Below are 11,340 nucleotides of genomic sequence, written 5' to 3'. Positions count from 1 at the left end.
CCCAAATCGATACCGGAGGCCCTCGCCCTCTACATCACGCCACGCTGTTCACAACCTCCATGGGAATTACAGCTAGGCCAGGGTGATCAGGTCCAGGTAGTCCTCGTTCCACAGGTCTTCCACGCCATCCGGAAGCATGACAACACGTTCCGGGTTCAGGGCCTCGACGGCGCCTTCATCGTGGCTGACAAGTACGACGGCGCCGGTGTAGTTCCGGAGCGCCCCGAGGATTTCCGCGCGGCTGGCGGGGTCCAGGTTGTTGGTGGGCTCGTCGAGGAGGAGGACGTTGGCGCTTGAGGCCACGATGGTGGCCAGGGCCAGGCGTGTCTTCTCACCGCCGGAGAGCACGCCTGCGGGCTTGTCGACGTCGTCTCCGGAGAACAGGAATGAACCCAGGATGCCGCGGACCTCGGCGTCCTTCATGTCCGGGGCAGAAGAACGCATGTTCTCCAGCACCGTGCGGTCGTGGTCCAGGGTCTCGTGCTCCTGGGCGTAGTAGCCCACCTTGAGGCCGTGGCCAGGGATGACTTCGCCGGTGTCCGGGGCGTCCACGCCGGCAAGCATGCGCAGCAGGGTGGTTTTGCCGGCACCGTTGAGGCCCAGGATGACCACCTTGGAGCCGCGGTCGATAGCCAGGTCCACGTCGGTGAAGATCTCCAGGGACCCGTAGGACTTGCTGAGCCCGTCCGCGGTGAGCGGGGTCTTGCCGCAGGGTGAGGGGTCCGGGAACCGCAGGGCTGCCACGCGGTCCTGCTCGCGGACAGCCTCCAGCCCGCTGAGCAGCCGTTCGGCACGTTTGGCCATGTTCTGCGCAGCAACAGCCTTGGTGGCCTTGGCCCGCATCTTGTTGGCCTGGTCCATGAGGACCTGTGCCTTCTTTTCGGCGTTGGCCCGTTCCCGCTTCCGGGCCCGCTCATCCGTTTCGCGCTGCAGAAGGTAGCGCTTCCAATCCATGTTGTAGAAGTCGATCTGGGCGCGGTTCGCGTCCAGCAGGAACACCTTGTTGACGGTGGCTTCCAGCAGGTCGGTGTCGTGGCTGATCACGATCAGGCCGCCCTGGTGGTTCTTCAGGAAGTCACGCAGCCAGGCGATGGAGTCAGCATCGAGGTGGTTGGTTGGTTCGTCCAGGAGCATGGTCTCGGCATCCGAGTACAGGATGCGGGCCAGCTCCACACGGCGCCGCTGTCCACCGGAGAGCGTCTTGAGCGGCTGGTTCAGCAGCCGGTCCGGCAGGGCAAGGTTGGAGCAGATTGACGCCGCCTCGGCCTCGGCCGCGTAACCGCCCGCGGCGAGGAACTCGGATTCCAGCCGGTCGTACCGGTTCATGGCCTTGCGCTGGACATCGGCGTCTTCGCTCGCCATTTCGTCATGCGCCTTGCGCAGTTTGCCGACGACGATGTCCAGGCCGCGGGCTGAAAGGATCCGGTCCCGCGCCAACTGCTCCATGTCGGGCGTGCGCGGATCCTGGGGCAGGTAGCCGATTTCGCCGCTGCGGGTTACCTTGCCTGCGGCGGGCAGGCCTTCGCCCGCAAGGACACGGGTCAGCGTGGTCTTGCCCGCGCCGTTGCGGCCCACCAGGCCGATCTTGTCCCCTTTATCGATGCGGAAGCTCACCTGGTCCATGAGGAGCCGGGCACCGGCGCGCAGTTCAAGATCCTGGACAGTAATCACAGCAGGTAAGGCCTTTCACAACAGGGAACGCCACGGTCCGCGCATTGTGTGCGAAGGGACGCCGGGGCAGAGTGGCCGGAAAACGGCACACTCCAGTCTACCGTCCGGCGGGCCACGCCAGTTTCAGGACCAGGAATCCCGGCCGTCCCGCGATGGCGCCGTGGGCTTAACGGCGGATTGCCCCCACGGTTCAAGCAGAATGGGGTCATGGAATTTGATCGGCTGCTCCAGATCCGGCGTATCTACGCACAGCCAGCCGCCCTGGAGCTGCCCCGCGGCCAGGAGATTGTCGCGCGCTGGCCGGGGGCCGACGTCGTGCTGGTGGACAGCCATTGGAACATCCCGGACCTGCATGGTGACGAAACCAACGTGCCGCGCTGGTCACGGATCAAGACCGAAGCGCTGGTCCTGGGCGTCAAGAAGTCCCTGACGGTCAAACCGAATGGCCGCTCGGCGGATTTCATTGCCCCGTCCACGGCGAACGGCTGCGCCATGGCGTGCGCCTACTGCTACGTTCCACGGCACAAGGGCTACAGCAACCCGATCACGGTGTTTGCCAACATCGACCAGATCGCGGCGACACTGGAGCGCCACGCCACCCGACGGGGGCTGAAACTCGAGCCCAACCAGTGCGACCCTGAGCTGTGGGTGTACGACATCGGGGAGAACAGCGATTGTTCGGTGGACGCGCTTCTCAGCGACAACGTGGAGGAACTGGTGGGGCTCTTCCGTGAACTGCCCAACGCCAAGCTGTCCTTCGCCACCAAATTCGTCAACCGGGAAATGCTGGCGTGGGACCATGGCGGCCACACCCGGATCCGTTTCTCCCTCATGCCGGCGGACCTGGCCAAGTCCATTGACGTCCGGACCTCGCCCGTGGCGGACCGGATGGCAGCGATCAACGACTTTGTGGACGCCGGCTATGAGGTGCATGTGAACTTCTCCCCTGTCGTCATTACGGACACGTGGCTGGCCGACTGGGCGGCGCTGCTCCGCCAGCTCGATGCGACGTTGACGGAGGCGGCCAGGGCCCAGCTGGCGGCGGAGGTCATCTTCCTGACCCATAACGAGCAGCTGCACCAGGTCAACCTGGGCTGGCATCCCCAGGCCGAGAACGTCCTGTGGCGTCCCGGCCTCCAGGAATCGAAGACCTCGTCCAACGGGTTCAACAACGTCCGCTACCGGTCACGGGCCAAAGCCGGCTACGTGGCTCAGCTGGCCGCGCTCATCGGGGAGATCGCGCCGTACTGCCGCATCCGTTACGCGTTCTGACCGCGCAGCGGATACGGCAGCCCTCAGGCGTGGCGGCCGTCGGATCCACTGTTCGTGGCGGGCCCGGCAGACCCGGAGTGGCCGTCCTTCTCTTTGCCGAACGGCAGCACCTTCAGGACCGGGCCTACCACGGCCATCACGACGAGGCCCCAGGCAAGTCCGACGACGGTTGAGCAGAGGGTGTTGACGAGCCAGGCCAGGAGACCGCCGACGACGGCAACGCCAGCCACCGGGTGCTCAATCGCATGAACCAGGTCGTAGGGTGCGTGCCAGCCAAGGTCATGCGCGCCCTGCAGCATGATGTGGCCGCCGACCCAGAGCATGGCGATGGTGCCAACGAAGGTGATGGTGGCCAGCACGGCGGGCATTCCGGTGACCAGCAACCTCCCGAAGCGTTTGGAGCGGGGGGATTCCTTGGCCGACAGGTGCACGCCAATGTCGTCCATCTTGACGATCAATGCGACAGCGCCGTAGACCAGCACGGTGATGGCAAACGCCACCAGGACCAGGATGAACGCACGGACCCAAATGGACTCCGTGGCCACTTCATTCATGGAGATGACCATGATCTCGCAGGACAGGATGAAGTCGGTGGTGATGGCGCCTTTGACGACCTTCGCCTCAGCATCGTGCCCGCGTTCCACCGCCGGCGTGTCTTCCTCCTCATGGTGGCCGCCGCGGAGCTTGTGCCAGACTTTTTCGGCGCCCTCGTAGCAGAGGTACGTGCCGCCCAGCATGAGGATAAACGGAATGATCCAGGGGATAAAGGCGCTGATGAGCAGCAGGGCGGGGAGGATGATCAGCAGCTTGTTGCGGATGGAACCCCAGAAGATCTTCTTGATCATCGGCAGTTCGCGTGACGGGTCCGCTCCGGACACGTACTGCGGCGTGACTGCAGCGTCGTCGATGACCACGCCGGCTGCCTTCGCTCCTGCTTTGGCCGCACCTGCTGCGACGTCGTCCACGGACGCTGCCGCGATGCGGGCCAGGGCGGCAACGTCGTCCAGCAGGGCGACGAGGCCGCCGCTCACGACCTGTCCCCGGGGGTCATTGGATCAGAGCGTTGAGCATTCAGGGCTGGGTGCGTGAAGGGCATGTTCGGAGTATATTGCAGCCCGCAGCCGGCCTCCTTGTCCTGACCACGGGTCACTGGTTTTCCGGAGGCTTTTTGAGTTCCTGTGCCAGCATCACGATGATGCCGCTGGGACCGCGGACGTAGGTCAGCTTGTAGACGTCCCCGTAGGTTGCCACCCCGCGCAACGGGTAGCAGCCGTGCCGCGCGGCTGTTTCCAGGGCAGCGTCGAGGTTGTCGACAGAGAAGGCGACGCGGTGCATCCCAATCTGGTGGGGCAGGGTGGGTTTTGCCTCGATCGCATCAGGGTGGATGTACTCGAAGAGCTCGAGCTGGCCGTTGCCGTCCGGCGTTTGGAGCACGGCGATCCTGGCATGGTTGCCATCGAGGCCGACGGCGGTGTCGGCCCACTCCCCGCTCACGGTCTGCCTCCCCAGGACAGCGAGTCCCAGGTCGGTAAAGAAGGCGATGGCCTCTTCCAGGTCGCGGACCGCGATGCCTACGTTCTCGAGTTTGATCGGCATGGCCACACGCTACCAATCCGGTGTTGTCCCGGTCGAGGTATCAGTGGTTGCCCTTACTGGACATCTCACTTGATAAGCTAAATACTAGTCAGGCTAGCAAATCAGGCTTCGATGAAGAGGTGGGCATGGAACGCGGTGAAGAGCAACAAGCGCTGATATCGGTCATCAATACGCTTGCGGGCCGGTTTCCCGGGTGTTCCCGGACGGATGTCGAAGACGCTGTTTGCGAAGAGTACTCGGCGTTCAACGCCGGACCCGTGCGGACGCTGGTACCCCTGCTGGTTGAACGTGCTGCGACCCGGCGGCTGGAGGGCGGGCTGCTTTGACCGGGTGCGCCCGCGTCCGTCCCATGCGGCAGATCCGGGGAGCCCGCGGGTTCAACGCCTGGCTTCGTACCTATTAATGACCACCCCGTGGGGAAACGGCGTGGTCTCCACCAGGCCAAGGTTCACCCAGGAATCCAGGGCCGCGAAGAAGGGCATGCCGCCGCCCACCAGGACCGGGTGGGTGACGGTGACGTACTCATCAATCAGCCCCGCCCGCATGGCAGCCCCGGCGAGGGTGGCCCCGCCAATGTCCATGGGGGCGCCCTCGCCTGCCTTCAACTGGATGATCTCGGTGACTGCATCACCGGTCACCAGGCGGGCGTTCCAGTCGACAGTGTCGAGCGTGGACGAGAACACGACCTTCGGCATGGCCCGCCAGCGGCGCGCGAACTCGATCTGCTGAGGTGTGGCTCCGGGTTGCTGGTCGGCTGTCGGCCAGGCCGCGCTCATGTCGTCCCACAGCCTTCGCCCGTAAAGCGCCAGCGCCGTAGCCCCAACCCGGTCGGACCACCATTGAAACAGTTCGTCGCTGGGTGCGCTCCAGCCAAGGTCGCCGCCGGGCGCGGCTACGTAGCCGTCGACGCTCATGTTCATGGCGAAGGTCAGTTTCCGCATGGCGCCAGTCTGACGCCGGCGGTAGTCGTTGTATAGACCGCCATCCCGAACCAGAGCACGGCCGATGGAGCCCACCTCCAAGCAGCCGCGCCTCCCCTTAGTAGGACCCCTACAAAATAGCCCCCGTTTCGCACCGGTAGCGTCGGCTGTACATTAGATTCCGCTTGTACAACCCCGACAGGACAGCCATGAGCAGCACCGACACCACCGCCACGAAAACTGCCAGCACCGGCCGCCGCCGCTGGAACGGCACCGACCTTGGCCTGATTGCCGTCTTCGCGGCCCTCGTGGCCGGCGCCGCCCTGGTGCCCGGGCTGGCGCTGAATGGCTTCGGCGTCCCCATCACCTTCCAGACCCTGGCCGTGATGCTTACCGGCCTGGTGCTGGGTCCCGCCCGTGGACTCGCCGCCGTCGGGCTGTACACCCTCCTGGGGCTGGCCGGGCTGCCCATCTTCAGCCAGGGCCGCAGCGGCCTGGGGATCCTTGCCGGGCCTTCCGCCGGCTACATCATCGCCTTCCCCATCGCCGCCGGCGTGGTGGGCTGGCTGGCCACCGTGGTCATCCGGCGGACCACGAAGGCCCGCGCCCTGTGGTTCTTCCTGGCCGCCACCGTCACCAGCGTCGTCTTCGTGCACACGCTGGGCTTCCTGGGAATAGCCCTCAACTCCAAGGCCACCCTGGAGCAGGCCTTCCTCAGCGACCTGGTCTTCTACCCGGGAGACATCATCAAGAACGTCCTCGCCGCCGCCGTCGCCGTCGCCCTTCACCGGGCGTTCCCGGACGTCCTGGTCCGCCGCGTACGCCGCCGCTCCCAGCCTGCCCGAACCGCCTAGGGACCACGCCATGCCGGAAGTCACTTTCAGCCAGGTGGGCGTCGCCGTCGAACGCGAGGACTCCCCCCAGCCCAAGGTCCTCCTGGACGCCGTCAGCCTCAGGCTGGACGAAGCCCGGGTGGGCGTGATCGGCGCCAACGGCTCCGGTAAATCCACCCTGCTGCGCCTCATCAATGGACTCGTCCAACCCACCAGCGGCACCGTCACGGTCGACGGCGACGACACCGTCAGTGCCGTCCGGAAGGTCAGGCGAAGTGTGGGCTTCGTCTTCACCGATCCGCTGTCCCAACTGGTGATGCCCACCGGGCGGGAAGACGTGGAGCTGTCCCTTCGCCGGTCAACTAAGAACGGTTCGGAACGGCGGCGCCTGGCGTGCAAAGCCCTCGACCGCCTGGGCCTGCTGCACCTGGCGGACCAAAGCATTTATGAGCTGTCCGGCGGTGAGCGGCAGCTGATGGCGCTCGCCGCCGTGCTGGCCGTGAATCCCCGGGTGCTGGTGCTGGACGAGCCCTCCACCCTCCTGGACCTGCGCAACCGCGAGCTGCTCCGCAGGACCCTGGCGGACCTAGACCAGCAGATCATCATGTCCACCCACGACCTCGAGCTGGCCTTGGACATGGACCGGGTCCTGGTCATCGACCAGGGCCGGGTTGCCTTCGACGGTGCACCGGCGGACGCCGTGGCGGCCTACCGCTCCTGGTGCCTGCAGGATCTGGACGCAGCAGAGCAGGACCTGCAATGAGGGGCCATGGATTCCTCCTGGCCAATTACGTGCCCGGCACCTCACTGGTACACCGGGCGCCGCTGGCACTGAAGTTCCTCCTGGTCCTCGCCTGCGGCCTGATGTCCTTCCTGGTTGCGGACTGGCGCATCTCAGCGCTGGTTCTGGCCGTACTCTGCGGCCTGTTCCTCGCCACGGGTGCGGGCACTAAACGGTTGTGGCGCGCCGTCCGCCCGCTGGCGCCGGTACTGCTGGTCATCGGACTCTTCCAGTGGTGGCAGCTTGGGGGACCCGCCGCGGGCCGGATCGTGTTGAACATCCTGGTCTGCGTCGTGGCAGCGTCCCTGCTCACCGCCACCACGCCGGTCCAGCGGCTCCTGGACGGCGTAGTGCACCTGGCGCGCCCCTTCACCAGGTTCGGCGCGGATCCCGAACGCTTCGCCCTGACCATCGGCATCATGCTCCGCAGCATCCCCTTCATCGCCGGCACCTTCGCCGATGTCCGCGACTCCGCCAAGGCCCGGGGCCTGGAACGGAACCCGCGCGCTCTGGTCCTGCCGGTCTTCATCACATCCGTGGCATACGCCCGCCAGACAGGCGAGGCGCTGGCCGCCCGGGGCCTGGGCGAAGCCGAAGACTGACCCCTCAGGACGCTTTAGCGGCGTTACAGCCGCCGGTACTCCAGGAGCGCCGCCGTGCCCATTCCACCGGCCATGCTGATCATGGCCAGCCCCAGGGCGCCCTCGGTGTCCGCCCGCCGCGCCTGGGCCAGCAGCCGGGTCACCAGCACCGCACCCGACGCACCGTAGGCGTGGCCCAGCGCCAGCGCCCCGACGTCGAGGTTGGCCCTGTCTGGATCGATGCCCAGCTGGTCGAGGCACGCGAGGGTCTGCGAGGCGAACGCCTCGTTGAATTCCACGAAGTCCAGCCCGCCGGCCTGGACGCCGGCTGCAGTCAACACGCTCTTGGCAGCCGGGACAGCACCCATCCCCAGCACCTGCGGAGCCACGCCGGCGGTGCCGGAGCCGCGCACCAGCAGGCAGTCGGGCACGCCGAGTTGGCGGGCCCGCGCGAGGGACGTGACGACGACGGCGGAGGCGGCGTCCGCATCAAAGCAGGAGTTTCCGGCGGTGACAGTTCCCCCTGGCACAAAGGCGGCCGGGAACCGCGCCATGACAGCCGGCGTCAAACCGGCCCGCGGCCCGCCGTCCACGGAGACGGTCCCGGCCGGGGTGACCAGCGGCACGATTTCGTCCGTGAAGCGTCCGGCCCGGATGGCAGCGAGGGCTTTCCGGTGGCTGGCCAGCGCGAACGCATCCTGGCGTGCGCGGGAAATGCCGTACTCTTCGGCCACCGTTTCCGCGGCCACGCCCATGTCCGGGTCGCCGAAGCTGTCCGGAACGAACCGGGCGCGGGTGTAAAACTCTGGGCCGCCGTCGTCAGTCCTGTTTGCCCGGAGCGGCGCGGTACTGGTGCTCTCCACTCCCCCGGCCAGGTACACCGGACCGCCGCCGGCTGCCACCAGGCGGGTTGCGAGGACGATTGCGTCCAGGCCTGAACCGCACTGCCGGTCCACGGTGATCCCCGGGACACCCACGGGCAGGCCTGCCTCAAGGAGGGCCAGCCTGGCCACGTTGCCGCCGCCACCCACAGCGTTGCCGATCACGACGTCGGTGACGGACGCAGGCTCCAACGCCACAGCGGCGACCAGTTCCCGGAGCACCGGAGCCAGGAGCTCGTGGGCACGCAGGCTCCGCAGGGCGCCGTTGACGGGACATACGGGGGTACGGCGGGCGGCGATAATGACCGGCTGGCGTTCCTCCGGCAGGGGCTGGGACAGCAGGTCAGGCGCCAAGTGCACGCACTCTGGGGTCGCGGGCATTGATCCACTCCAGCAGGCGGCTCCGGCTGACCTTGCCGCGGTCCGTGGTGGGCAGCTCCTGGAGCAGGTAGTACTGCAGCGGCTGCTTGTGCCGGGACAGGATGTCTTCCAGCCCGGCCCGCAGCTGGGTGGCGGTGATGCCGCCATGGGATGGCACCACACCGGCCACCACCCGCTGTCCGCGCAGGTCGTCGGGCATGCCGGCGGCGACGGCCGCAGCTACCCCCGGGACTGCTGCCAGGGCCAGCTCCACCTCATGCGGATAGATGTTCCGGCCGGCGGTGAGGATCATGTCGGCGCGGCGGCCCAGAATGTGCAGCTCTCCGGCCGCCAAATAGCCCTGGTCTCCCACGGTGGACCAGTCACCGAAGGAGCGCAGCGCTTCGCCGTCGTCTCCCCACAGGTAACCATTGCTCACCATGCCGCTGCGGACGCAGATGTTCCCGTAGGTGCCGTCCGGAACCGGGGCTCCGCCATCGTCCAGAATCCGGACGTCCGCCCCGGGGAAGGGCCTTCCGATCCCGGTGCCGCCGGCACTGGCAGCCTGTCCGGGGGCCAGGCCCACGCCGGAGACGAAACTCAGCTCGGAGGCACCGTAGTACTCGTAGATGGTGGCGTTGGGGGCCCAGCGCCGCGCCGCTTCGAGGGTGCGGGCATCCAGTTTGGAACCGGCGCAGATGATGGTCCGCACGCCGGACGCGTCCACGCACCCCGTCATGCCGCGTTCGCTGAGCATGCGCAGCATGGTGGGCACCAGCACCAGCCGGGTGACGTGGTCGTGGGTGATCGCCGCATGCACGTCCCCGACGTCGAACGTCTCCAGCGCCTGGAATTCCGAGCCGGCGTACAGGCACTCCGCCAGGGCGTAGAGGTTCAGGCTGGCAGCCAGCGGGCCGGGGGCCAGGGTCACGTCGTCCTGCCGCAGACCAAAGAACTCGATCGAGGCGTCGAAGGACTGCTGCCAGGACCGCCGTGAGCGGGTGAAGGCCTTGGGCACGGCAGTGGTTCCGGAGGTGAGCCCGATCAGGAAGCTGGAGTCGGGCGGCCCGTCGGCCAGGGGGTCGCCCGCCGACACGGGAGCCGGTTCGGCGCAGGCTTCCACCCGCCGGAGGATGTCTTCCTGCAAGGTCCGGGGCCATGACGGATCCAGGACGGCGCATTGCCGGCTGCCTGCCACGGCGGCCGCAAACTTTACGGCGAAATCCAGCGAATTGGCCTCACACAGCGCCGTGACGGATGTGGTCCCGGCCACCAGTTCCGCGGCGGCGTCCCGCAGCTGCTCCCAGTCCAGCCGGCGTCCGGCAATGGCGACGGCGGTGTGGTGCGGCCGCTGGCCGGCCCACTGCTGGAGCTTGTCGAGGAACGGCACGGACCAACTTTACCGGCGGCGCGGGTTCAGCGCCCGGCCCGCGGGTAATGTGACGTTATGAGTTTCAATGACAACGTGCAGCTTGATCCCAGCCAGGTCCAGGACCGGCGCGGCATGGGCACCGGAGTGAAAGTGGGCGGCGGGATCGGCGGCGGCCTGGTGCTGCTCGTTGCCCTCCTGCTGGGCATCAACCCCAACATGCTCGGCGGGCTGGTGGACGGCGGCACAGCGGGGCAGTCCCAGGGGACGGCGCCGGCCTGCAGCACTGGCGCCGACGCCGATGCCAAACTTGATTGCCGGATCACCGGCACGGTGAACAGCCTCAACGCCTTCTGGCCGGGCTACCTGCAGCAGTACAACGTCCAGTACCCACGTCCTGAGGCCGTGATCTTCAGCGGCAGCACCAACACCGGGTGCGGGGCCGCCACCTCGGAGGTGGGACCGTTCTACTGCCCCACGGACACCACGGCGTACTTTGATCCCGGGTTCTTCCAGGAACTCGTGGACCGTTTTGGCTCCTCCGGCGGTCCGCTGGCGCAGGAGTACGTGGTGGCGCACGAGTTTGGCCACCACGTCCAGAACCTGCTCGGTGACCTGAAGCGCGCGCAGCAGGACCCGCAGGGTCCGGAGTCCGGCTCCGTCCGCACCGAGCTGCAGGCTGACTGCTACGCAGGGCTTTGGGCCAAGCATGCCTCCACCACTCCGGACCCGGCCACGGGGCAGCCGTACCTGGAACCCCTCACCCAGCAGGATGTGAACGACGCACTCTCGGCTGCCGCATCCGTGGGTGATGACAGGATCCAGAAAGCCGCCACGGGCCGTGTCTCCCCCGAGGGCTGGACCCACGGCTCCAGCGAGGAACGCCAGCGCTGGTTCTCCCGCGGCTACGAGTCCGGCGACATCAACCAGTGCGACACGTTCTCGGCCGCCACCCTGTAACTCATCAATCAATTCCCATCGATTGCTGAGTAATTGCCGTTTTGAGAGTGGAAAGTCAAGCGGTCGTTGCAACGGTTAGGCTGCCGCGGCGAGGAGGAGTTCGTTGAATTTCTTCT

General features: G+C 66.9%; 12 protein-coding genes. 6 read left to right on the top strand and 6 right to left on the bottom strand.

Annotation, left to right across the window (positions count from 1 at the left end; genetic code table 11):
- Positions 1-72 precede the first annotated feature (72 nt).
- Positions 73-1,671: an ABC-F family ATP-binding cassette domain-containing protein gene (locus tag HNO81_RS19750; RefSeq protein ID WP_175319791.1), complete on the bottom strand. Its 1,599-nt coding sequence runs from the start codon at positions 1,669-1,671 to the stop codon at positions 73-75.
- 207 nt (positions 1,672-1,878) lie between these two features.
- On the opposite strand from HNO81_RS19750, the gene HNO81_RS19745 reads away from it, so the two are divergent.
- Positions 1,879-2,943, top strand: a complete 1,065-nt coding sequence (locus HNO81_RS19745) for a spore photoproduct lyase family protein (RefSeq protein WP_175319790.1) — start codon at positions 1,879-1,881, stop codon at positions 2,941-2,943.
- Between the two features lie 23 nt (positions 2,944-2,966).
- Here HNO81_RS19745 and HNO81_RS19740 read toward each other — a convergent pair whose 3' ends face one another.
- Complete coding sequence (locus tag HNO81_RS19740) at positions 2,967-3,974, bottom strand: DUF808 domain-containing protein (RefSeq protein ID WP_175319789.1); 1,008 nt, start codon at positions 3,972-3,974, stop codon at positions 2,967-2,969.
- A 115-nt stretch (positions 3,975-4,089) separates the two neighbouring features.
- Complete coding sequence (locus HNO81_RS19735) at positions 4,090-4,539, bottom strand: VOC family protein (RefSeq protein WP_175319788.1); 450 nt, start codon at positions 4,537-4,539, stop codon at positions 4,090-4,092.
- A gap of 125 nt (positions 4,540-4,664) precedes the next feature.
- Here HNO81_RS19735 and HNO81_RS19730 point away from each other — a divergent pair, with 125 nt between their 5' ends.
- Entirely contained in the window at positions 4,665-4,865 is a 201-nt protein-coding gene (locus tag HNO81_RS19730) for a three-helix bundle dimerization domain-containing protein (protein ID WP_175319787.1), read from the top strand.
- 51 nt (positions 4,866-4,916) lie between these two features.
- Here the strand turns inward: HNO81_RS19730 and HNO81_RS19725 are convergent, their stop codons facing one another.
- Complete coding sequence (locus tag HNO81_RS19725) at positions 4,917-5,480, bottom strand: dihydrofolate reductase family protein (protein ID WP_175319786.1); 564 nt, start codon at positions 5,478-5,480, stop codon at positions 4,917-4,919.
- A 188-nt stretch (positions 5,481-5,668) separates the two neighbouring features.
- On the opposite strand from HNO81_RS19725, the gene HNO81_RS19720 reads away from it, so the two are divergent.
- The 3 genes from HNO81_RS19720 to HNO81_RS19710 are packed head-to-tail and all read left to right on the top strand — an operon-like array spanning position 5,669 to position 7,675.
- A complete protein-coding gene (locus HNO81_RS19720; protein ID WP_175319785.1) occupies positions 5,669-6,313 on the top strand; it encodes a biotin transporter BioY in 645 nt (214 codons plus the stop codon).
- A 10-nt stretch (positions 6,314-6,323) separates the two neighbouring features.
- Positions 6,324-7,055 (top strand): energy-coupling factor ABC transporter ATP-binding protein, encoded by a 732-nt coding sequence (locus HNO81_RS19715; protein WP_175319784.1) that lies wholly within the window; start codon positions 6,324-6,326, stop codon positions 7,053-7,055.
- Positions 7,052-7,675, top strand: coding sequence for an energy-coupling factor transporter transmembrane protein EcfT (locus HNO81_RS19710; protein ID WP_175319783.1), 624 nt, complete (start codon positions 7,052-7,054; stop codon positions 7,673-7,675). The genes HNO81_RS19715 and HNO81_RS19710 overlap by 4 nt, the downstream gene beginning before the upstream one ends.
- A 23-nt stretch (positions 7,676-7,698) precedes the next feature.
- On the opposite strand, the gene HNO81_RS19705 is transcribed toward HNO81_RS19710, so the two are convergent.
- Both HNO81_RS19705 and HNO81_RS19700 read right to left on the bottom strand, forming a co-directional pair.
- Positions 7,699-8,916, bottom strand: a complete 1,218-nt coding sequence (locus tag HNO81_RS19705) for a thiolase family protein (protein ID WP_175319782.1) — start codon at positions 8,914-8,916, stop codon at positions 7,699-7,701.
- The gene (locus HNO81_RS19700; protein WP_175319781.1) at positions 8,879-10,285 is read right to left on the bottom strand and encodes an AMP-binding protein; all 1,407 of its coding nucleotides are present in this window, start codon (positions 10,283-10,285) and stop codon (positions 8,879-8,881) included. The genes HNO81_RS19705 and HNO81_RS19700 overlap by 38 nt, the downstream gene beginning before the upstream one ends.
- A 57-nt stretch (positions 10,286-10,342) precedes the next feature.
- Here HNO81_RS19700 and HNO81_RS19695 point away from each other — a divergent pair, with 57 nt between their 5' ends.
- Positions 10,343-11,224, top strand: coding sequence for a neutral zinc metallopeptidase (locus HNO81_RS19695; RefSeq protein WP_175319780.1), 882 nt, complete (start codon positions 10,343-10,345; stop codon positions 11,222-11,224).
- The last annotated feature ends 116 nt before the right edge of the window (positions 11,225-11,340 follow it).

This window comes from Pseudarthrobacter sp. C4D7, from assembly GCF_013359725.1.
Classification (GTDB): domain Bacteria; phylum Actinomycetota; class Actinomycetes; order Actinomycetales; family Micrococcaceae; genus Arthrobacter.
This window is presented reverse-complemented; position numbering and strand designations above follow the sequence as displayed.

What these genes read in the sequence shown, in the direction of transcription:
- HNO81_RS19745 (WP_175319790.1), top strand. Translation starts at nt 1,879, where the DNA reads ATGGAATTTGATCGGCTGCTCCAGATCCGGCGTATCTACGCACAGCCA.
- HNO81_RS19715 (WP_175319784.1), top strand. Translation starts at nt 6,324, where the DNA reads ATGCCGGAAGTCACTTTCAGCCAGGTGGGCGTCGCCGTCGAACGCGAG.
- HNO81_RS19710 (WP_175319783.1), top strand. Translation starts at nt 7,052, where the DNA reads ATGAGGGGCCATGGATTCCTCCTGGCCAATTACGTGCCCGGCACCTCA.
- HNO81_RS19720 (WP_175319785.1), top strand. Translation starts at nt 5,669, where the DNA reads ATGAGCAGCACCGACACCACCGCCACGAAAACTGCCAGCACCGGCCGC.
- HNO81_RS19725 (WP_175319786.1), bottom strand. Translation starts at nt 5,480, where the DNA reads ATGCGGAAACTGACCTTCGCCATGAACATGAGCGTCGACGGCTACGTA.
- HNO81_RS19705 (WP_175319782.1), bottom strand. Translation starts at nt 8,916, where the DNA reads ATGCCCGCGACCCCAGAGTGCGTGCACTTGGCGCCTGACCTGCTGTCC.
- HNO81_RS19735 (WP_175319788.1), bottom strand. Translation starts at nt 4,539, where the DNA reads ATGCCGATCAAACTCGAGAACGTAGGCATCGCGGTCCGCGACCTGGAA.
- HNO81_RS19695 (WP_175319780.1), top strand. Translation starts at nt 10,343, where the DNA reads ATGAGTTTCAATGACAACGTGCAGCTTGATCCCAGCCAGGTCCAGGAC.
- HNO81_RS19730 (WP_175319787.1), top strand. Translation starts at nt 4,665, where the DNA reads ATGGAACGCGGTGAAGAGCAACAAGCGCTGATATCGGTCATCAATACG.